Source organism: bacterium (assembly GCA_030652805.1).
Taxonomy (GTDB): Bacteria; JAHJDO01; JAHJDO01; order JAHJDO01; family JAHJDO01; genus JAHJDO01.
Genome location: JAUSPT010000092.1, coordinates 1 through 17,277 on the forward strand (window position 1 = coordinate 1; position 17,277 = coordinate 17,277).

The 17,277-nt window shown below is 36.9% G+C and carries 34 protein-coding genes and 1 pseudogene; all 35 read left to right on the top strand.

What is annotated here, in order from left to right; translation table 11 throughout:
- The coding region (tuf, locus tag Q7J67_08815) for an elongation factor Tu (protein ID MDO9465383.1) at positions 1-127 on the top strand (127 nt) is incomplete at its 5' end.
- 37 nt (positions 128-164) lie between these two features.
- On the top strand, positions 165-473 hold the full coding sequence (rpsJ, locus tag Q7J67_08820; protein ID MDO9465384.1) for a 30S ribosomal protein S10: 309 nt from the start codon (positions 165-167) through the stop codon (positions 471-473).
- A gap of 14 nt (positions 474-487) precedes the next feature.
- On the top strand, positions 488-1,129 hold the full coding sequence (rplC, locus tag Q7J67_08825; protein MDO9465385.1) for a 50S ribosomal protein L3: 642 nt from the start codon (positions 488-490) through the stop codon (positions 1,127-1,129).
- 109 nt (positions 1,130-1,238) lie between these two features.
- A complete protein-coding gene (locus Q7J67_08830; protein MDO9465386.1) occupies positions 1,239-1,523 on the top strand; it encodes a nucleotidyltransferase family protein in 285 nt (94 codons plus the stop codon).
- Entirely contained in the window at positions 1,520-1,864 is a 345-nt protein-coding gene (locus Q7J67_08835) for a DUF86 domain-containing protein (protein MDO9465387.1), read from the top strand. Before Q7J67_08830 ends, Q7J67_08835 begins: the two co-directional genes overlap by 4 nt.
- Positions 1,865-1,922: 58 nt before the next feature.
- The gene (gene rplD, locus Q7J67_08840; protein ID MDO9465388.1) at positions 1,923-2,555 is read left to right on the top strand and encodes a 50S ribosomal protein L4; all 633 of its coding nucleotides are present in this window, start codon (positions 1,923-1,925) and stop codon (positions 2,553-2,555) included.
- Positions 2,552-2,833: a 50S ribosomal protein L23 gene (gene rplW / locus Q7J67_08845; GenBank protein MDO9465389.1), complete on the top strand. Its 282-nt coding sequence runs from the start codon at positions 2,552-2,554 to the stop codon at positions 2,831-2,833. Before rplD ends, rplW begins: the two co-directional genes overlap by 4 nt.
- A 9-nt stretch (positions 2,834-2,842) precedes the next feature.
- Positions 2,843-3,673, top strand: coding sequence for a 50S ribosomal protein L2 (gene rplB, locus Q7J67_08850; protein ID MDO9465390.1), 831 nt, complete (start codon positions 2,843-2,845; stop codon positions 3,671-3,673).
- Between the two features lie 2 nt (positions 3,674-3,675).
- Complete coding sequence (gene rpsS, locus Q7J67_08855; protein MDO9465391.1) at positions 3,676-3,978, top strand: 30S ribosomal protein S19; 303 nt, start codon at positions 3,676-3,678, stop codon at positions 3,976-3,978.
- A gap of 10 nt (positions 3,979-3,988) precedes the next feature.
- Positions 3,989-4,315, top strand: a pseudogene (gene rplV, locus Q7J67_08860) (50S ribosomal protein L22).
- Positions 4,316-4,415: 100 nt separating this feature from the next.
- Positions 4,416-5,039 carry a 30S ribosomal protein S3 gene (gene rpsC / locus Q7J67_08865; protein MDO9465392.1) on the top strand — a complete coding sequence of 208 codons (624 nt, stop codon included), beginning with the start codon at positions 4,416-4,418 and terminating at the stop codon, positions 5,037-5,039.
- A gap of 1 nt (position 5,040) precedes the next feature.
- Positions 5,041-5,469 carry a 50S ribosomal protein L16 gene (rplP, locus tag Q7J67_08870; GenBank protein ID MDO9465393.1) on the top strand — a complete coding sequence of 143 codons (429 nt, stop codon included), beginning with the start codon at positions 5,041-5,043 and terminating at the stop codon, positions 5,467-5,469.
- Complete coding sequence (gene rpmC / locus Q7J67_08875) at positions 5,469-5,696, top strand: 50S ribosomal protein L29 (GenBank protein ID MDO9465394.1); 228 nt, start codon at positions 5,469-5,471, stop codon at positions 5,694-5,696. Before rplP ends, rpmC begins: the two co-directional genes overlap by 1 nt.
- Entirely contained in the window at positions 5,668-5,928 is a 261-nt protein-coding gene (gene rpsQ, locus Q7J67_08880; GenBank protein ID MDO9465395.1) for a 30S ribosomal protein S17, read from the top strand. The genes rpmC and rpsQ overlap by 29 nt, the downstream gene beginning before the upstream one ends.
- 2 nt (positions 5,929-5,930) lie before the next feature.
- A complete protein-coding gene (gene rplN / locus Q7J67_08885; GenBank protein MDO9465396.1) occupies positions 5,931-6,299 on the top strand; it encodes a 50S ribosomal protein L14 in 369 nt (122 codons plus the stop codon).
- A gap of 20 nt (positions 6,300-6,319) precedes the next feature.
- On the top strand, positions 6,320-6,652 hold the full coding sequence (rplX, locus tag Q7J67_08890; protein MDO9465397.1) for a 50S ribosomal protein L24: 333 nt from the start codon (positions 6,320-6,322) through the stop codon (positions 6,650-6,652).
- Between the two features lie 2 nt (positions 6,653-6,654).
- On the top strand, positions 6,655-7,203 hold the full coding sequence (gene rplE / locus Q7J67_08895; protein MDO9465398.1) for a 50S ribosomal protein L5: 549 nt from the start codon (positions 6,655-6,657) through the stop codon (positions 7,201-7,203).
- 15 nt (positions 7,204-7,218) lie between these two features.
- The gene (locus Q7J67_08900; GenBank protein ID MDO9465399.1) at positions 7,219-7,404 is read left to right on the top strand and encodes a type Z 30S ribosomal protein S14; all 186 of its coding nucleotides are present in this window, start codon (positions 7,219-7,221) and stop codon (positions 7,402-7,404) included.
- A 15-nt stretch (positions 7,405-7,419) separates the two neighbouring features.
- A complete protein-coding gene (gene rpsH / locus Q7J67_08905; GenBank protein MDO9465400.1) occupies positions 7,420-7,815 on the top strand; it encodes a 30S ribosomal protein S8 in 396 nt (131 codons plus the stop codon).
- Positions 7,816-7,824: 9 nt separating this feature from the next.
- A complete protein-coding gene (gene rplF, locus Q7J67_08910; protein MDO9465401.1) occupies positions 7,825-8,376 on the top strand; it encodes a 50S ribosomal protein L6 in 552 nt (183 codons plus the stop codon).
- Between the two features lie 12 nt (positions 8,377-8,388).
- Positions 8,389-8,742 carry a 50S ribosomal protein L18 gene (rplR, locus tag Q7J67_08915; GenBank protein MDO9465402.1) on the top strand — a complete coding sequence of 118 codons (354 nt, stop codon included), beginning with the start codon at positions 8,389-8,391 and terminating at the stop codon, positions 8,740-8,742.
- Positions 8,743-8,759: 17 nt separating this feature from the next.
- Complete coding sequence (gene rpsE, locus Q7J67_08920) at positions 8,760-9,251, top strand: 30S ribosomal protein S5 (GenBank protein ID MDO9465403.1); 492 nt, start codon at positions 8,760-8,762, stop codon at positions 9,249-9,251.
- Between the two features lies 1 nt (position 9,252).
- Positions 9,253-9,693, top strand: coding sequence for a 50S ribosomal protein L15 (gene rplO / locus Q7J67_08925; GenBank protein ID MDO9465404.1), 441 nt, complete (start codon positions 9,253-9,255; stop codon positions 9,691-9,693).
- A complete protein-coding gene (secY, locus tag Q7J67_08930) occupies positions 9,693-11,006 on the top strand; it encodes a preprotein translocase subunit SecY (protein ID MDO9465405.1) in 1,314 nt (437 codons plus the stop codon). Before rplO ends, secY begins: the two co-directional genes overlap by 1 nt.
- Positions 11,007-11,024: 18 nt before the next feature.
- Positions 11,025-11,684 carry an adenylate kinase gene (locus Q7J67_08935; GenBank protein MDO9465406.1) on the top strand — a complete coding sequence of 220 codons (660 nt, stop codon included), beginning with the start codon at positions 11,025-11,027 and terminating at the stop codon, positions 11,682-11,684.
- A complete protein-coding gene (gene infA / locus Q7J67_08940) occupies positions 11,677-11,895 on the top strand; it encodes a translation initiation factor IF-1 (protein MDO9465407.1) in 219 nt (72 codons plus the stop codon). Before Q7J67_08935 ends, infA begins: the two co-directional genes overlap by 8 nt.
- A gap of 2 nt (positions 11,896-11,897) precedes the next feature.
- Positions 11,898-12,011 (top strand): 50S ribosomal protein L36, encoded by a 114-nt coding sequence (gene rpmJ / locus Q7J67_08945; protein ID MDO9465408.1) that lies wholly within the window; start codon positions 11,898-11,900, stop codon positions 12,009-12,011.
- Between the two features lie 20 nt (positions 12,012-12,031).
- Positions 12,032-12,430, top strand: a complete 399-nt coding sequence (rpsM, locus tag Q7J67_08950; protein MDO9465409.1) for a 30S ribosomal protein S13 — start codon at positions 12,032-12,034, stop codon at positions 12,428-12,430.
- Complete coding sequence (gene rpsK / locus Q7J67_08955; GenBank protein ID MDO9465410.1) at positions 12,430-12,828, top strand: 30S ribosomal protein S11; 399 nt, start codon at positions 12,430-12,432, stop codon at positions 12,826-12,828. Before rpsM ends, rpsK begins: the two co-directional genes overlap by 1 nt.
- Before the next feature lie 19 nt (positions 12,829-12,847).
- Positions 12,848-13,474 (top strand): 30S ribosomal protein S4, encoded by a 627-nt coding sequence (rpsD, locus tag Q7J67_08960; GenBank protein ID MDO9465411.1) that lies wholly within the window; start codon positions 12,848-12,850, stop codon positions 13,472-13,474.
- Between the two features lie 9 nt (positions 13,475-13,483).
- Positions 13,484-14,512: a DNA-directed RNA polymerase subunit alpha gene (locus Q7J67_08965; GenBank protein ID MDO9465412.1), complete on the top strand. Its 1,029-nt coding sequence runs from the start codon at positions 13,484-13,486 to the stop codon at positions 14,510-14,512.
- Positions 14,513-14,517: 5 nt separating this feature from the next.
- Positions 14,518-14,871 (top strand): 50S ribosomal protein L17, encoded by a 354-nt coding sequence (rplQ, locus tag Q7J67_08970; protein ID MDO9465413.1) that lies wholly within the window; start codon positions 14,518-14,520, stop codon positions 14,869-14,871.
- A 45-nt stretch (positions 14,872-14,916) separates the two neighbouring features.
- Positions 14,917-16,104 carry an electron transfer flavoprotein subunit alpha gene (locus tag Q7J67_08975; protein MDO9465414.1) on the top strand — a complete coding sequence of 396 codons (1,188 nt, stop codon included), beginning with the start codon at positions 14,917-14,919 and terminating at the stop codon, positions 16,102-16,104.
- Positions 16,101-17,033, top strand: a complete 933-nt coding sequence (gene ftsY, locus Q7J67_08980; protein ID MDO9465415.1) for a signal recognition particle-docking protein FtsY — start codon at positions 16,101-16,103, stop codon at positions 17,031-17,033. The genes Q7J67_08975 and ftsY overlap by 4 nt, the downstream gene beginning before the upstream one ends.
- Positions 17,026-17,259 (top strand): hypothetical protein, encoded by a 234-nt coding sequence (locus Q7J67_08985; protein ID MDO9465416.1) that lies wholly within the window; start codon positions 17,026-17,028, stop codon positions 17,257-17,259. Before ftsY ends, Q7J67_08985 begins: the two co-directional genes overlap by 8 nt.
- Positions 17,260-17,277 lie beyond the last annotated feature (18 nt).

Below are 17,277 nucleotides of genomic sequence, written 5' to 3' on the forward strand. Positions count from 1 at the left end.
AGGAGACAATGTAGATTTAGAGATAGAGTTAATAGCGCCGATAGCGATGGAAGATGGGTTAAGATTTGCGATAAGAGAGGGAGGTAAGACGGTAGGTGCTGGTGTTGTATCTAAAATTATTAAGTGAACTTAGTAGATAGGGGTAATACTTATAGGATAACAAAATGCCAAAAGAAAAGATAAGGGTAAGTTTGAAAGCCAATGACCATAAATTGCTTGACCAATCTGTTAAGGAGATAGTTAAAACAGTTGAGAAAACAGGTGCTGTTGTTATAGGACCTATTCCATTACCAACAAGAAAGGAAAGATTTACAGTATTAAGATCCCCCCATGTTGATAAAAAATCACGTGAACAGTTTGAAATAAGAACACACAAAAGACTGGTAGATATTATAGATCCGACTCCTAAGACTGTGGATGCATTGATGAAGCTTGACTTACCATCTGGGGTTGATGTTGAGGTTAAATTATAGGAAATGAAATTATAATGTTCTCTAGTCTAATAGGTAGAAAAGTAGGCATGACACAGATTTTTGGGGAGAAGGGAGAAGTTATACCTGTTACTTTGATTGAAGCTGGGCCGTGTGTTGTTTTGCAAAAAAAGGCATCAGATCAAGAAGGATATGAGGCTATTCAGTTAGGATATGAGGACATAAAAGAAAAGAAATTAACAAAATCCTTGAGGGCTAAGTTTACTAAGATAAAAGTAGAACCTAAAAGATATATAAGAGAATTCAGGGTGAATAATCCTAATGATTATGAAGTAGGACAGGAACTAAAGGTTGATATTTTTGAGGAAGGAAGCTTTGTTGATGTATGTGGAACTTCCAAAGGAAAGGGGTTTGCTGGCGTAATAAAGCGATGGGGATTTAAAGGAGGGCCAAAGTCTCATGGCTCAAGGTTTCACAGAGCTCCTGGATCCATAGGCGCTAGTTCTTCTCCCTCTCGTGTGTTTAAGGGACAGAAATTGCCGGGGCATATGGGAAACAAGAAAGTTACTATACAAAGTCTTGAAATTGTGCGGTTGGATAAGGAGAAAAATTTATTAGTTATAAAGGGAGCTGTCCCTGGAGCGAGTAGAGGAATTGTGATAATAAAACAGGCTATGAAGAAGGACAAGAAACAATGACAGGAGTTGATAAAAAACTCTCAATATTCTTACTCGTATTTTCAATAATTTTAACCAGTGTAACTCCAGCATATAGTTGGCCGTGGTCCAGAAGTCGCAAACCAGTTCGATGAATAGAGAAGAAATCTTTAAAAAGATTGCTCAGGAACTTAAAAATCAAGGGGCAAGCAAAATAGCTATTTTTGGTTCTTACGTTAGGGAAGAAGAAAAATCAGGAAGCGATATAGATATTATCGTGGAATTTTCAGAGAGAAAAAGCCTTCTTGAACTTGTAAGTATAGAGAGAGAGTTGCATGGAGTCCTGGGAGTAAAAGTGGATTTGTTGACGGAAAAATCTATTAGCCCATATTTAATTGATAGGATAAAGGAAGAGATGGAGGTAATTTACGGGTGATTAAAGATAATTCCGTTTATTTGAATCACATGTTAGACGCTATATCCAAGGTAGAAGAGTATACTCAGGGCGTAAAATATGAAAGATTCATGGATAATCATCTTATACAGGATGGAGTAATAAGGCAAATAGAGATAATAGGTGAAGCTACAAAGAGATTATCTAAAGATATTATGGAAAGGTATCCTGAGATACCATGGAAAGATATAGCTGGAATGAGAGACAAGTTAATACACGATTATTTTGGTGTAGATCTGGATGCTGTCTGGGATACGGTTGAAAAGGATATTCCAGTTTTGAAAAACAGATTGCGAGATCTTATTGAAAAAGAGAAGAACTAAGCATGATTTATAGTTATATTCAGAATATTAAAACTAAAAGCATTTGTGGAGATAACTAATGGCTATGATTCAAGTATACGATATTAATAAAAAAGAAGTTGACAAGATAAAAATAGATAGTAAAATCCTTGATAAAAAGGTTAATGAAGCAGTTATACAACAAGCAGTGAGAATGTATCTGGCAAACAGGAGAAATGGTTCTGCTAATACGAAGACAAGGGCTGAAGTTAGGGGAGGAGGCGCAAAACCTTGGAAACAAAAAGGAACAGGTAGAGCACGCGCAGGGAGTAATTCCTCTCCTCTATGGAGAAAAGGCGGCGTTACTTTTGGTCCGAAGCCAAGAGACTTTCATTACTCTATTCCTAAGAAAGTAAAGGATTTGGCTTTAAGGTCTGCAGTGAATATTAAGTATAAGGATAATCAAATAATGCTGATAGATAGCCTTGTTATTAAAAGTGGAAAGACGAAGGATGCAGCCAGCATTTTTTCTAAGTTTTGTCCTGGGAAAAAAGTTTTGGTTATAAAAGATAAAATAGACGAGAGTACAGCCGGGTCTATTAGGAATTTGCCGGATATAAAAGTTATGAGTTCAGCAAATGTTAGTACATATGATATTTTAGCACATGATATTTTATTTTGCGACAGGGATAGCTTTGCTAATTTCTCAAATAGGATGATGCATAAAGAATGAAAAGCGTCTATGAAATTATAAAAGGTCCGCTGATTACGGAAAAGAGCACAGATCTTGGTGAGAAGCATAACAAATATGTTTTCAAAGTAGGTTGTAATGCAAATAAAATTGAGATCAGAAACGCAATAGAGAAGATATTTAACGTAAAGATAGAGAAAGTTAATACTGTAAAACTACAGGGTAAAAAGAAAAGGGTTAGGAAAGTTGAGGGAAAAACGCCTGATTGGAAGAAGGCTATTATAACACTTAAGGAAGGCAATAAAATAGAATTTATTTAGCGAGTAATTATGGCAATAAAAAAACATAAACCAACAACTCCAAGTAGAAGATTTGCGGAGCTGCCTGCATTTGATGAGCTTACAAAAAGCAAGTCTGAAAAGAGTCTCACTGTATCATTGAATAAAAATAGTGGGCGTAATGTTAGAGGCAAGATTACTGTAAGGCACAGAGGCGGTGGGCATAAGCGAAAATACCGTATTATTGATTTTATGAGAAGCAAGAAAGATATAGAGGGGAAAATAGTTTCAATTGAGTATGACCCAAACAGAACGAGCAGAATTGCTCTAACGCAGTATCTTGACGGCGAAAAGAAATATATAGTTGCGCCGGCAGAAATTAGAGTTGGTGACAAAGTTATATCTGGGAAAACGGTAGAAATAAAAGCAGGTAATAGTTTGCCTTTAAGAAATATACCTGCGGGTACTTTAATTCATAACGTGCAATTACATAAAAATAAAGGTGGTCAATTAGCGCGTAGCGCTGGAGCAAGTGCTCAGTTAATGTCAAAAGAGGGGAACTATGCGCATGTAAGACTTCCATCAGGGGAGGTTAGAGCTGTTTTCCTAGATTGCATGGCTACTATTGGGCAGGTTGGTAATATTGACCATAACAGCATATCAAGTGGTAAAGCTGGTAGAAGCCGCTGGTTAGGTCGGCGTCCAAAGGTACGAGGTGTCGCTATGAATCCTGTTGATCATCCTCTTGGAGGTGGAGAGGGAAAGAGTTCAGGAGGACGACATCCTGTTTCCCCGTGGGGACAGCCTGCTAAAGGATTTAAAACAAGGAAGAAACGTAAAGAGTCTGATAAATACATTATAAAACATAGGAATAAAACATAGAAATGTCTAGATCAATTAAAAAAGGGCCATATTTAGACCAAAGGCTGGTGAAGAAAATGGAAGAAGCCAAAAAATCTGGTAATAAAAAGATTATTCAAACATGGTCGCGCAGTTGTACTATTGTGCCTGATTTTGTTGGTCAGAGCATTGGTGTACATAACGGGATGAAATTTATACCAGTATACATAACAGAAAATATGGTGGGGCACAAGCTGGGCGAATTTTCCCATACACGCACATTTCGTGCACATAGTGGACAAAGGTCTAAAATAGAGAAAGAAAAAAAGGGATTGAAGAAGGAATAATAAAGACATCATGTATGCAAGAGCGAAAGCACGATACATTCATGCATCTCCAAGGAAGTTGAGGGATGTAGTAAATCTTATTAGAGGCAGAGACGTAACTAAAGCGCTCAATATTCTTAAACTTGTCTCAAGAACATCTGCTCCTATTGAAAAAGTTTTGCGCTCAGCAGTAGTAAATGCTGCACAACTAGCAAATATAAATGAGGAAGATTTATATATCTCCAAAATTACAGTTGATATAGGACCTGTTATGAAGAGATTTAGGGCTGCGCCAATGGGGCGGGCAGTCAAAATAAGAAAAAGGACGAGTCATATTAATATAGTACTGCAGGATAAAACTAAAAAGAAAGTATCAGTATTACAGAATAAGCAATCTAGGAAAGAGGGATCTTCTGATAAAATATTAAAAACTGAAGAGTCAGAAAAAGGAATACAGAATGGGACAAAAGGTTCATCCAGTAGGGTTTAGATTAGGGGGAATAAAAACCTCTCAGTCATGTTGGATTGGGAAGAAGAATTATGCATTCCTTATTTTAGAGGATGTACATATTCGTGAATATATTAACAAGAATTTAGAACATGCAGGTGTAGCTGATATAGAAATTCGCCGGTCATTAGGAAAGGCAACTATAGATCTTCATACTGCAAGACCAGGAGTTATTATTGGTAGAAAAGGTACGGAAATTGATCGATTAAGAGAGAGCTTGGAAAAGATGACAAACAAGCAGATTGTTATAAATATTGTGGAAATTGAAAATCCAGCTATAAATGCGCAGTTGGTTGCAAAGGGCATAGGAGCGCAGTTAGTAAAAAGAATTCCATTTAGAAGAGCAATGAAAAAAGCTGTCAGCTTAGCAATGCAATCTGGAGCGCAGGGCATGAAAATAGTTTGTTCCGGGCGTCTTGGAGGAGTTGAGATAGCACGAAGGGAAACAGCAAAGGATGGAAAGATACCTCTGCATACTCTAAGAGCTGATATAGATTACGGTTTTGCAGAAGCACATACTACGTACGGGATAATAGGTGTGAAGGTGTGGGTATGCAAAGGGGAGATTATATAAGATGGCATTAATTCCCAAACGCGTTAAACATAGAAAGATGCAGAGAGGACGTATGAAAGGAATCTCCAGCAGAGGGCATAATACAAGTTTTGGAGAATATGGTTTAAAAGCTTTAGAATGTGCGTGGATAACTAGCCGTCAGCTTGAAGCTGCAAGAGTTGCAATGACAAGATATATTAAACGAGGTGGCAAGGTTTGGATAAGAGTAGTTGCTGATAAGCCTGTAACAAAAAAGCCGGCTGAGACTAGGATGGGAAAGGGGAAAGGAGCCCCCGAGTACTGGGTTTCAGTTATCAAGCCGGGTAGAGTCTTGTTTGAGCTAGGCGGTATTTCAGAAGATTTAGCACGAGAGGCTATGAAACTTGCGGCAACAAAACTGCCTATAAAGACACGATTCATAGTCAGAGGAAAATTGGGTGTGACATCATAATGAAGGTTAGTAAGTTTAGAGATATGACAAATATAGAATTGGATCAAGAGCTTGTTAATTTAAAACAGGAAATATTCAATTTGAATGTTCGTTCATCTACAGGGCAATTGGAGGATACAAAAAGGACTGGACGATTAAAAAAGGATATAGCAAGAATTAATACTGTCTTGAGAGAGAGACAGATAGAGGAAGAGAAAAGTGAGAAGGATTCAAATAAAAAAGACTAAAGCAGGTGTTGTTGTTAGTGATAAGATGGATAAGACGGTTGTCGTTTTAGTAGAAAGGCTGGTTTCACATTCAGTCTATAAAAAAAAAGTTAGAAGATTCAGCAGGTTTAAAGCCCACGATAAAGATAACTCTGCGCATATAGGCGATAGAGTGGAAATTAAGGAAACCAGGCCGCTAAGTAAAGAAAAAAGATGGTATATTTCAAGGATTATAGAAAGGTCTAATAGCTGAATATGATACAAGCGCAAACCATTCTCAATGTAGCTGATAATTCAGGAGCAAAAAAGTTGATGTGCTTCAAGGTATTAGGAGGCACACGCAGAAGGTATGCCCGAATAGGCGATATTGTAGTAGCGTCTGTAAAAGAGTCAACTCCTGAGGGTGTTGTTAAAAAGGGGGAGGTAGTAAAAGTTGTTATTGTGCGAACAAGAAAAGAAATTAGAAGAGAAGATGGTTCCTATATAAAGTTTGATAAAAATGCTGGTGTTATAATTGATGCTCAGAAGAATCCGATTGGGACAAGGATTTTTGGACCAGTTGCCAGAGAATTGCGGGATAAGGAGTTTACTAAAATTATTTCATTAGCTCCTGAGGTTATTTAAAAGGAAAAGTGAAGAATTAAATGGCTAAAGAACATAATTATATTAAAAAAGGTGATCAAGTTGTGGTTATATCAGGGAAGGAGAAGGGCAAGACAGGGCGTGTTTTGCGTGTATTTCCGAAGAAACAGAGAGCTATTGTAGAGAGAGTGAATTTTGTTAAGAAACACACAAAACCTTCACAGAAGAATCGACAAGGGGGGATAATAGAAAAAGAGGCGTCTCTGCATGTGTCTAATTTATTGTTATATTGTGTGCGATGTGAAAAAGGGTCGAGAATCGGATTCAAAATGTTGGAAAATAAAAACAAAGTGAGATATTGCAAACGTTGCAATGAGTTAATTGACAAGAGTTAAAGATGACGCGATTAGAAAAGAAATATAAAGAAGAAGTAGTATCCAAAATGATGCGGAAGTTTGGGTATAAAAATAAACTGCAGGTTCCGAAATTGGAAAAGATTGTGCTTAACACATGTCTAAAAGAGGCTATAGAGAATAAGAAGGTTTTGGATAGTGCATGTTTAGAACTGGGAGCAATAACAGGGCAAAAACCAGTTATTACAAAGGCAAAGAAGTCTGTGGCAGGATTTAAACTTAGGGCAGAAATGCCAATAGGTGCTAAAGTGACTCTACGGCGAAGTAGAATGTATGAATTTCTTGATCGCTTGTTAAATATAACTCTGCCACGTATAAGGGATTTTAGAGGAGTTTCTCCGAAATCTTTTGATGTTAGAGGAAACTATACATTAGGCATTAGGGAACAAATTATATTTCCAGAGATAGATGTTGATAAAACAGAGAAAGTACATGGTTTAGATATTACAATTGTAACTAGTGCGAAAACTCCTGACGAAGGGAGAGAGTTGTTAGGATTGTTAGGTATGCCTTTTACTAGAGATGATACATAAGAAGGAAAAAGAGATATGGCAAGAAAAGCACTTATAGCAAAAGCCCAAAGAGAGCCGAAGTATAAAGTGCAAAAATACAATAGGTGTAATTTGTGTGGAAGACAGCGAGGATATCTAAGAAAATTCGGATTATGCAGAATATGCTTTAGAAAATTAGCTCTGAGTGGAAAACTTCCTGGAGTTATAAAAGCCAGTTGGTAATTTGGGAGGATAAAAATGCCTGTAACAGATCCAATATCAGACATGCTTACATCCATTAGAAATGCTTATATGGCTAATAAAAGCCATTTATCTGTATCAGCCTCTACATTGAAAGCGGATATAATAGAGATTCTAAAAAAAGAGGGGTTCGTTCAGGATTATAAAGTTGAGGCTAATAATAGCCATAAAATCATAGAAATAGATTTGCGCTATGATAAAAAAGAACCTATGGTAAGAGGTTTAGAAAGAGTAAGTAAACCAGGTCTACGTATATATGTCCCTGCTTCTAAAATCCCCAGAGTAAAGAGAGGCTCAGGAATAGCCATCTTATCTACTTCAGAAGGCATAATGACTGATAAAGAATGTCGAAGAAAGAAAATTGGAGGCGAGGTTATTTGCTATGCATGGTAGGAGGAAATGGTGTCTAGAATAGGATATATGCCAGTAGATGTTCCGGATGGTGTTAAGGTGCAGATAGATGGAAATCTAATTAAGATTAGCGGGCCTAAAGGGACTCTGGAACATAAGTTAAGCTCAGAGGTGTCTGCAGTTGTAGAGGATAACAAGATTATTGTAAAGAGAGGATCAGATAGAAAATCAGCAAGGGCAAAACATGGATTAAATAGAGCTTTAATCTCCAATATAGTGTCAGGAGTAACTACTGGGTTTGAAAAAATTCTGGAAATCAAGGGAGTAGGATATAGAGCTCAAGTCCAGGGGCAGAAGTTGCAGTTGCAATTGGGATTTTCACATCCAATAGTATATGAGATTCCGTCAAATATAGAAATCGAAGTAAGGAAAAATAATCAGATTGTGGTGAAAGGAATTGATAAACAGTTGGTAGGCGAGGTAGCTGTCACAATTAGGAATATGAGAAAGCCAGAACCATATAAAGGAAAGGGGATTCGCTACTTAGGCGAGTACGTTAGACATAAGGTTGGTAAGACAGCTACAGCTGATGCGAAGGCATAAAGGATACTGCTGATGAAATTAGAAGGTAGAGCTAGAAGACATAAAAGAGTAAGAAAAAAAGTTATTGGTACAGCTCAAAGGCCAAGGTTGAGTGTCTTTAGAAGTTTGGGGCATATATATGTTCAATTGATTGATGATGAGAATAGTAAGACAATGCTTTCAGTATCAACTCGTTCAAAAGACTGTAGGGGGGAAATAAAGTACGGAGGAAACGTAGCAGCAGCAAAAGCTGTGGGAAAGATGCTGGGGGAGAAGGCGTTAAATAATAAGATTACAGATGTTGTGTTTGATAGGGGGGGATATTTATATCATGGTCGCATAAAGGCTTTAGCAGACGCGGCCAGAGAAGCTGGGCTTAAGTTTTAGCGTGAGGAGGAACTGGTTTGATAGAAAATAGAAGAGAAGAGGATGCAGATAGGCAGGAGCTAATAGAGCGGGTTGTGAGTGTAAATAGAGTTGGGAAGGTTGTAAAAGGTGGAAGAAAGCTTGGTTTTAGTAGTCTGGCTGTAGTAGGGGATGGAAATGGAAAAGTAGGATACGGCATAGGTAAGGCAAATGCAGTACCTGAGTCAATAAAAAAGGCTGTCCAATCAGCAAAAAAGAATATGATAGATGTTTTAGTTGTAGATACAACAATCCCGTTTGAAGGGGTAGGTCATTATGATGCAGCAAGAATTATGTTAAAACCTGCTTCAAAGGGAACAGGTGTGATTGCAGGAAGCGCGGTTAGAGCTGTATTGGAAGCTGTTGGTATTCAAAATGTTTTGACAAAATGTTTGGGATCCACTAACCCGATAAATGTTGTTAGAGCAACAATAGAAGGTTTGAGAAATATATCAGAGATTTATGAGTTATCAAAGAGAAGGCTCAGATAAAATGACATTAAGCAATTTGAAAGTTCCTGAGGGTGCTAATAAGAGAAGAAAAATAGTTGGACGCGGCAATGGTTCTGGCCATGGGAAAACCGCTTGTAAGGGGGATAAGGGGCAGAAAGCTAGATCTGGCGGCAAAATTCGCCGTGGTTTTGAAGGCGGACAAATGCCTCTATATCGTAGAGTACCAAAAAGAGGATTTACAAGTCGCTCAAGGGAGAAAATAGTAGTTATAAATATAGAGAAACTAAATTGTTTTAAGGACGGTTCAGTTGTGGGTCTTGAGCATCTTATAGAGAAAGGGTTGCTAAAGTCTCAGAATGTTTTAGCCAAAATTTTAGGTATGGGAGAGTTAAAGAAAAAGTTAAACGTAAAAGCGCATAGCTTTAGTAAGAGTGCTATTAAGAAGATTATAGATGCTGGAGGAACTGCAGAGGTTATATAATGCTATCAGGATTTCGAGATATATTTAGAATACCAGAATTAAAGAAAAGGGTTTTGTTTACTTTAGCTATTATAGCTGTTTTTAGAATAGGTGCTTTTGTCCCAACTCCAGGGATAGATACTAGTGCATTAGTTGACTATTTTGCCAGAATGCAGGGCACTCTCTTTGGAATGGCAGATCTGTTTTCAGGAGGAGCGTTACGAAAACTATCCATATTTGCCCTGGGCATAATGCCATATATTAGTGCTTCAATCATAATGCAGTTATTGACTCCAGTTATCCCTTACTTAGAAAAATTGTCAAAAGAAGGAGATTTTGGACGAAAGAAGATAACTCAGTATACTAGATATGGAACAATAGTAGTGAGTATAATTCAATCCATTGGTATTAGCTTGTGGTTGTCTAATCCACATAGTTTTGGGGGATTAAAAATAGTTCCTAATCCAGGGTTTTACTTTCACTTCATAGTTGTAATAACTCTTACTACAGGAACAGTGTTCATTATGTGGCTGGGAGAACAGATAACTGAACGTGGGATAGGCAATGGAATATCACTTATAATTTTTGCAGGAATTGTTGCTGGAATGCCTGGAGATCTACGCAGGACTTGGGGATTGCTTGATACCGGGCAGATGAGGTTCTTTACATTAATATTTCTCATAGCAATTATGATTGTAGTTATTGCGGCAGTGGTCTTAATTACACAAGGATATAGGAAGATACCTGTTCAATACGCAAAGCGTATTGTTGGAAGGAAAATGTATGGAGGACAGAATACGCACATCCCTTTACGTGTAAACCAGGCAGGAGTGATCCCGATTATATTTGCAGTTTCTATTATGATGTTTCCGCAGACGATAATGACCTTTTTACCAGCTAAAAGTTCAATAATTGGAACCATTGTTTCCTATTTTTCGATGAACCAATGGCCTGGTATGATAATGTATGTTGTTTTAATTATATTATTCACATACTTTTACACAGCTATTACTTTTAATCCTGTAGAAATGGCTGATAATATGAAGAAGTATGGTGGATTTGTTCCTGGTATAAGACCCGGCAAACCAACTGCTGAATATTTTGATAGGATAATGACTAAAATTGCTTTCGCAGGAGGTATATTTTTAGGGGCTATAGCAATCTTACCAACCTTGCTGACAAAGTGGCTGAATATTCCATTTTATTTTGGAGGAACTTCACTTTTAATAGTTGTCGGAGTTGCTCTGGATACAATGAAGCAGGTAGAATCGCACCTGTTAATGAGACATTATGAAGGGTTTATGAAAAAAGGAAGGTTGAGAGCGCGATACTAGAGAGGTAATAAAGAAGGCATGCATATAATTCTATTAGGGGCTCCAGGAGTAGGTAAAGGAACACTAGCTAAAATGATTGCGAGAAAATTTGATATACTTCATCTATCTACAGGGGATATTCTTAGAGATAATGTTAATAAGAAAACTTATGTGGGAAATCAAGCTAAAGAGTATATGGATAATGGAAAACTGGTTCCCGATGATATTATGATACAAATGGTAAAAGGAAGAGTTCTTGAAGAAGATTGTAAAACTGGTTTTATATTAGATGGGTTCCCCAGGACTATAAAACAAGCCGAGGCATTGAAATTGATATTCGATAAACTTAATATAGTTGTTGACGCGATTCTTAATTTAAAAGCATCTCAAGAGATAATTATAGAAAGGCTTTCTGGGAGAAGGACGTGTAAGAATTGCGGGGCAATTTATCATATTAAGAATATTCCTTCCAAGGTTGAGGACAAGTGTGACAAATGTGCTAATAGGTTGTATCAGCGTGATGATGATAAAAAAGATATTGTGAAAGAGAGATTGATGGTGTATAAGACACAAACAAAAAAATTAATTTCATATTATGAAAAGCAAGATTCATTCTGTGAAATTGATGCTAATAAGAAAGCTGGTGAAATGTTCGTAGAAGTCTGTAACTGCTTAGAAAGAGTGAGTAAAAGTGGGTAAAGAAGAAGCAATAGAAGTAAGGGGCAAAGTAGTAGATTCATTACCCAACACAATGTTTAGAGTAGAGTTAGAAAATGGGCATAAAGTGCTGGCTCATCTTGGCGGTAAGATGAGAATGCGATATATAAAAATTCTTTCAGGAGATGAAGTAAGTGTTGAGCTTTCTCCTTATGATTTAACAAGAGGACGAATCATATACAGGTTTAAATAATTATGAAAGTAAGAGTTTCAGTTAAGAGAATATGTGATCAGTGCAAGGTAGTAAAAAGAGGTCGTGTTCTTAGGATTATTTGTAAGAATCCAAAACATAAGCAGAGACAGAAGTAGAAAGCATAGATAGGAATAGAATGGCTAGAATTCATGGTGTAGATTTACCAAAAGATAAGAAAGTCGTAATAGGATTAACATATATTTATGGTATAGGTAGGGCGTTATCCATAAAGATTCTGAAGATTGTGAATGTTTCTCCAGACAAGCGAGTGAAAGATTTAACAGAAGATGAAATAAGTAAGATTGCCTCTATAATGCAGGAAGGTTATGAAATAGAAGGTCCCTTGCGTCGCAATGTGGCTTCCCATATTAGAAGGTTGATTGATATAGGCTCATACAGAGGCACAAGACATCGTAAAAATTTGCCGCTTAGAGGCCAAAGAACGAGGACCAATGCAAGAACTAGAAAGGGTCCAAGAAGGATAGTAATGAGAGCTAGACAAAAGGAGTCTAAACCTGCTGTTGGGAGCAAATAATGGCTAATGTGAAGAAAAAGGCTAAGAAGTCTGGTAAGAAAGTAACTAAAAATGTTCCTTCTGGTATTGTTTATATTCAGGCAACATTTAATAATACAATAGTTACTATAACAGATCTTTCAGGTAATGTTGTATCATGGGCAAGCGCTGGGAGCAGTGGCTTTTCAGGTTCAAGAAAAAGCACGCCGTTTGCAGCGCAAGTAACTGCTGGAGCAGCTGCACAGAAGGCTATTGCGTATGGAATGAGACAGGTTGAGGTTTATGTAAAAGGACCTGGAAGTGGTAGAGAAACAGCAATAAGGGCTCTCCAGTCAGCAGGATTAGGAATAAATTCAATAAAAGATGTAACGCCTATACCACATAATGGGTGCAGGCCGCCTAAAAGAAGAAGAGTCTAATTAGCAGGAGGTTATAAACTTGGGTAGATATATTGGGCCGGTTTGTAGATTGTGTAAGAGAGAGGGAGAAAAGTTGTTTTTGAAAGGCAGAGTTTGCAATACGGAAAAATGTGCATTGGAGAAAAGAAATGCTGCTCTAGGTAAGCGCGTTCAGAGAAAACGAAAGATGTCAGATTTCGGCTTAAGGTTAAGAGAAAAACAAAAAGCAAAGAGAATATACGGTATTTTAGAGAAGCAGTTCAAAGGATATTATAAAATAGCTGCTAAGAGCAAGGGTGTAACAGGAGAGATATTGTTAGAGTTATTAGAGAGGCGTTTAGATAATGTTATTTTTCGCTGTGGTTTTGCAACGACTAGAAGAGAGTCAAGGCAATTGATAAGACATGGTCACTTTCTTGTAAATGGAAGAGTGGTAGATATTCCCTCTTATTTGGTGAATCCGAATGAAAAAGCACAGATAAAAGCGAAAGATAAAGAATGTGATTTTTTTAAAGATATAATTGAGCTAACAAAGGAAAAAGAGATTCCTCCTTGGCTGGAAGTTGATAAGAAAGATCTCACAGGGAAGATACTCAGGATTCCATCTCGTGAGGAAATGGGGGTGTCCTTAAAAGAGCAACTGATTGTTGAATTGTATTCAAAATAGGAGAAGAATATGCCTTTAAAGTTAAAAGATTTCGAGATGCCCCAAAAAGTGGAATGTGATGATAAAGTGTCTAATAATACATTTGGGAAATTTACAATAGAGCCTTTTGAGCGTGGGTTTGGTACAACCATAGGTAATGCGCTTCGTAGAGTTATGCTTTCTTCGTTAGAAGGTACGGCTGTAAGAGCTGTCAGAATAAAAAATGTTCTTCATGAATTTTCTACAATAAAGGGTGTAAAAGAGGATGTTGTTGAGATAATTTTGAATTTGAAACAGTTAATTGTAAAGAGTTCTGGGGATTCTCCTAAAGTACTGGCTCTTAAGGTGAAAGGCGCTAAAGAGGTAAAAGCATCTAATATTAAAGTAAGCAGCGGAATAGAGCTTATTAATCCGGATTTACATATAGCTACGCTCAATAAAAATGGTGAGTTGGATATGGAGATTCATGTTGCTAAAGGAAGAGGATACATAACTGCAGAAGAAAATAAAGAGAAAAAGCAGCCAGTCGATTTAATAAGTATTGATTCGTTCTTTTCCCCAGTAAGACGAGTGAATTATACTGTAGAAGATGCAAGAGTTGGGCAGCGGACAAATTATGATAGACTAATCTTGGAAGTACGGACAGATGGAACTATTTCTCCATATGATGCTATTGTTTCTGCTGCAGAGATTATTAATGAACATTTGATGTTATTTATAGCTCCTGAAAAGATAAAAACTGAGGAAGTAGAGCAAGTTAGTGAAGAGGAGAAAAAAAGAGAGAGGTATTTAAAGCAGAACATAAACGAATTAGAATTATCTGTTAGAGCGTCCAATTGTCTGAGGGCAGCAAATATTAAAACAATTGGAGAACTTGCACAAAAAACAGAAGCTAACATGCTCAAATATAGAAATTTTGGGAAGAAATCTTTGAATGAAATAAGGGGCATTTTGAGTAAAATGGGATTAGATTTTAAGGGCAAGTCAGAAGCCTCAAAGGATTTGAAAGAAGAGAAAAAAGAAGAAAAATCAAAAACGCAAACTAAAAAGAAGAAGTAAAAAAAATGCGGCATAGAAAAGCGGGTAGAAAATTGGGGCGAACCTCAAGCCATAGGCAAGCTTTGTTTATGAATTTATTATGTGCTCTGTTTGAGCATGAAAAGATTAAAACAACAGAGTCAAAAGGCAAAGAGATCAAAAGATTAGGTGATAAATTAATCAGTTTAGCAAAAAGAGGGGATTTACACGCCAGGCGCATGGCGGCAGCTACAATTGTTAACAAAAAAATATTAACAAAGTTATTTAATAAAATAGCTCCTGAGCTTAAAGATAGGCAAGGGGGATATATACGTTTGATAAAGATAGGTGCACGTCTCGGAGACGCCGCTCCACAGGTTATTGTAGAAATTGTTAAGTAAAGAGTTTTAACTCTTTTAAGTATTATTTCAGAGGTTAATCAAGCAATGTCAATAAAAATTATTCTTAACAAATGCACAGGTTGCAGAAAATGCATCCCTGTCTGTCCATTCTCTGCTATAGAGGTAGTAGAGAAAAAAGCTAAAATTCTGGATAATTGCACATTATGCGGAGCATGTGTGGATGCATGCAGATTTGATGCAATAGTTTTGGACAAAGAAGAGAAAAAAATATTAACTGATGAATATAAAGGTGTATTGGTTTTTGCAGAACAAAGACATGATGAACTTCAGACTGTAACACTGGAACTATTAAATGAGGCAAGGAAATTAGCAGATATATTAAAGGAAGAATTATCAGTAGTTTTGCTTGGAAATAAAGTTGATAAAATTGCCAAGGAGCTGATATTCTTTGGCGCAGACAGGGTATATCTGGCAAGTGATCCTAAATTAGAATCTTATAAGAATAGTGTGTATACGGACGTTCTAGCGCATGTAATTAATAAATATAAACCGGAGATTTTTCTTATTGGCGCAACGACAATAGGCAGGTCTTTAGCTCCAAGAGTAGCTGTGAGGATTCAGACTGGTCTAACAGCGGATTGTACAGGGCTAAGTATTGACATCAATAAGAGACTGTTATTACAAACTAGACCTGCATTTGGCGGTAATATTATGGCAACAATTATATGCCCTCAGCATCGTCCTCAGATGGCAACAATTAGACCTAAAGTTTTTAAAAAGCCAGAGAAAAATCCTGATAGAAAAGGAGAGATAGTCAAAATAGGGTTTGAGCTAAAGATTGATGATTTAGTTGCAAAGATTGTAGATACAATCGTAGTGGAATCCCAGGTAGTCGACCTGCAAGAAGCAGAAATCATTGTTTCTGGTGGACGAGGATTGGGTAAAGCTGAGAATTTTAGCTTAATAAGGGAACTTGCCAGTAGTATTGGCGGAGCAGTGGGTGCGTCAAGAGCAACAGTTGATGCAGGATGGATACCTTCTTATCATCAAGTAGGCCAGACAGGGAAGACAGTTCAACCTAGACTGTATATCGCATGTGGAATATCTGGAGCAGTTCAACACTTAGTTGGCATGCGTTCGTCTGATATAATTGTAGCTATTAATAAAGATCCAGATGCCCCCATATTCCAAGTTGCAACTTATGGAATTGTCGCAGATCTGTTTGATATAGTTCCAGCTCTTACTAGTAAACTAAAACAAGTTTTATCTTGAAACATAATCTAAATAACGCACTTTTCAAAACAAGATCTCGTATACTCTCAGGATTAAAGAAAATAAAGAGTGTTTTGGGACCACATCTAAAACATGAGATTCTGGAGAAATTGGAAGAGATCTTGATAACAGCTGATATTGGAGTTAGGACAACCCATAAGATCATAAATAATTTAGAAAACTCAATACATAATACTGATAAAAATGATTTTCAGGCTATTTTGTGTGCATTAGAAAGAGAATTACTAAAGGTTTTTGAAAGAAATAATCAGAGAGAAATTCTTCCACAACACCAGTTAACCGGATGTAAAATGCCTTTGAAAGTTATATTAGCTATTGGTGTAAATGGGGTTGGCAAAACAACCAGTATTGTAAAGATTGCACATAGACATAAAAAGCAGGGAAAAGAGGTTTTACTTGTTGCAACAGATACATTTAGAGCAGCAGCAAACGAGCAGATAGAGATATTGGCTAACAGGGTAAATTTGGAACTTATAAAGTCTCAATATGGAGCTGACCCTGCTTCTGTTTTGTATGATGGGATAATATCAGCGGAAAAGACCGAAAAGGATATTGTGTTGGTTGATACAGCCGGCAGATTACATACAAAAACAAATCTAATGGAAGAAATGAAAAAGATGAACAGGGTAATATGCAAAAATATACAACCGTCTAATGTTGAAGTGCTATTAATGATAGACTCTACAGCAGGACATAATGCTGTGTATCAGACAAGGATTTTTTTAGAGAATCTGGGAGTTACAGGCATAATGTTAACAAAGTTGGATGGCACAGCAAAAGGAGGAATAGTTATTGCTATTGAGGACGAATTAGAAATACCTGTGAAACTTGTTGGTACAGGAGAGGGAATAGATGATATAGAGGATTTTGTGCCTGCCGACTTTGTAAAGGCAATATTGTATGAATGAAAAAGCAAGCGGACGTATTGAAACAATACTGATATTTCTAGCAATATTTAGCGTATGGCCAACTGTTTTTAGAATAAATAATATTTATTCCAAAATCGGCATGTATGTGTTTTTAATCATTATGTTAATTGTATTTTTTAAAAGAATAAAGAGAATCAGAACATATATGAGGGACTATTCGGATTTTAAAAAGAAAAAAGTGATACATTCAGAGAAAAGCGATTGACTAGTATTTAAAATATAT

Bases quoted from the DNA above. Each gene is read 5' to 3' on its own strand.
- Q7J67_08965 (MDO9465412.1), top strand. From the start codon at position 13,484: ATGCCTTTAAAGTTAAAAGATTTCGAGATGCCCCAAAAAGTGGAATGT.
- rplX (MDO9465397.1), top strand. From the start codon at position 6,320: ATGGCTAAAGAACATAATTATATTAAAAAAGGTGATCAAGTTGTGGTT.
- rplR (MDO9465402.1), top strand. From the start codon at position 8,389: ATGAAATTAGAAGGTAGAGCTAGAAGACATAAAAGAGTAAGAAAAAAA.
- Q7J67_08830 (MDO9465386.1), top strand. From the start codon at position 1,239: ATGAATAGAGAAGAAATCTTTAAAAAGATTGCTCAGGAACTTAAAAAT.
- Q7J67_08935 (MDO9465406.1), top strand. From the start codon at position 11,025: ATGCATATAATTCTATTAGGGGCTCCAGGAGTAGGTAAAGGAACACTA.
- rpsC (MDO9465392.1), top strand. From the start codon at position 4,416: ATGGGACAAAAGGTTCATCCAGTAGGGTTTAGATTAGGGGGAATAAAA.
- rplP (MDO9465393.1), top strand. From the start codon at position 5,041: ATGGCATTAATTCCCAAACGCGTTAAACATAGAAAGATGCAGAGAGGA.
- rpsH (MDO9465400.1), top strand. From the start codon at position 7,420: ATGCCTGTAACAGATCCAATATCAGACATGCTTACATCCATTAGAAAT.
- rpsJ (MDO9465384.1), top strand. From the start codon at position 165: ATGCCAAAAGAAAAGATAAGGGTAAGTTTGAAAGCCAATGACCATAAA.
- rpsM (MDO9465409.1), top strand. From the start codon at position 12,032: ATGGCTAGAATTCATGGTGTAGATTTACCAAAAGATAAGAAAGTCGTA.
- rplB (MDO9465390.1), top strand. From the start codon at position 2,843: ATGGCAATAAAAAAACATAAACCAACAACTCCAAGTAGAAGATTTGCG.
- Q7J67_08975 (MDO9465414.1), top strand. From the start codon at position 14,917: ATGTCAATAAAAATTATTCTTAACAAATGCACAGGTTGCAGAAAATGC.
- rpsS (MDO9465391.1), top strand. From the start codon at position 3,676: ATGTCTAGATCAATTAAAAAAGGGCCATATTTAGACCAAAGGCTGGTG.
- rplE (MDO9465398.1), top strand. From the start codon at position 6,655: ATGACGCGATTAGAAAAGAAATATAAAGAAGAAGTAGTATCCAAAATG.
- rplO (MDO9465404.1), top strand. From the start codon at position 9,253: ATGACATTAAGCAATTTGAAAGTTCCTGAGGGTGCTAATAAGAGAAGA.
- rplN (MDO9465396.1), top strand. From the start codon at position 5,931: ATGATACAAGCGCAAACCATTCTCAATGTAGCTGATAATTCAGGAGCA.
- Q7J67_08985 (MDO9465416.1), top strand. From the start codon at position 17,026: ATGAATGAAAAAGCAAGCGGACGTATTGAAACAATACTGATATTTCTA.
- rpmJ (MDO9465408.1), top strand. From the start codon at position 11,898: ATGAAAGTAAGAGTTTCAGTTAAGAGAATATGTGATCAGTGCAAGGTA.
- rpsK (MDO9465410.1), top strand. From the start codon at position 12,430: ATGGCTAATGTGAAGAAAAAGGCTAAGAAGTCTGGTAAGAAAGTAACT.
- rplD (MDO9465388.1), top strand. From the start codon at position 1,923: ATGGCTATGATTCAAGTATACGATATTAATAAAAAAGAAGTTGACAAG.
- rplW (MDO9465389.1), top strand. From the start codon at position 2,552: ATGAAAAGCGTCTATGAAATTATAAAAGGTCCGCTGATTACGGAAAAG.
- Q7J67_08900 (MDO9465399.1), top strand. From the start codon at position 7,219: ATGGCAAGAAAAGCACTTATAGCAAAAGCCCAAAGAGAGCCGAAGTAT.
- secY (MDO9465405.1), top strand. From the start codon at position 9,693: ATGCTATCAGGATTTCGAGATATATTTAGAATACCAGAATTAAAGAAA.
- rplC (MDO9465385.1), top strand. From the start codon at position 488: ATGTTCTCTAGTCTAATAGGTAGAAAAGTAGGCATGACACAGATTTTT.
- rplQ (MDO9465413.1), top strand. From the start codon at position 14,518: ATGCGGCATAGAAAAGCGGGTAGAAAATTGGGGCGAACCTCAAGCCAT.
- rpmC (MDO9465394.1), top strand. From the start codon at position 5,469: ATGAAGGTTAGTAAGTTTAGAGATATGACAAATATAGAATTGGATCAA.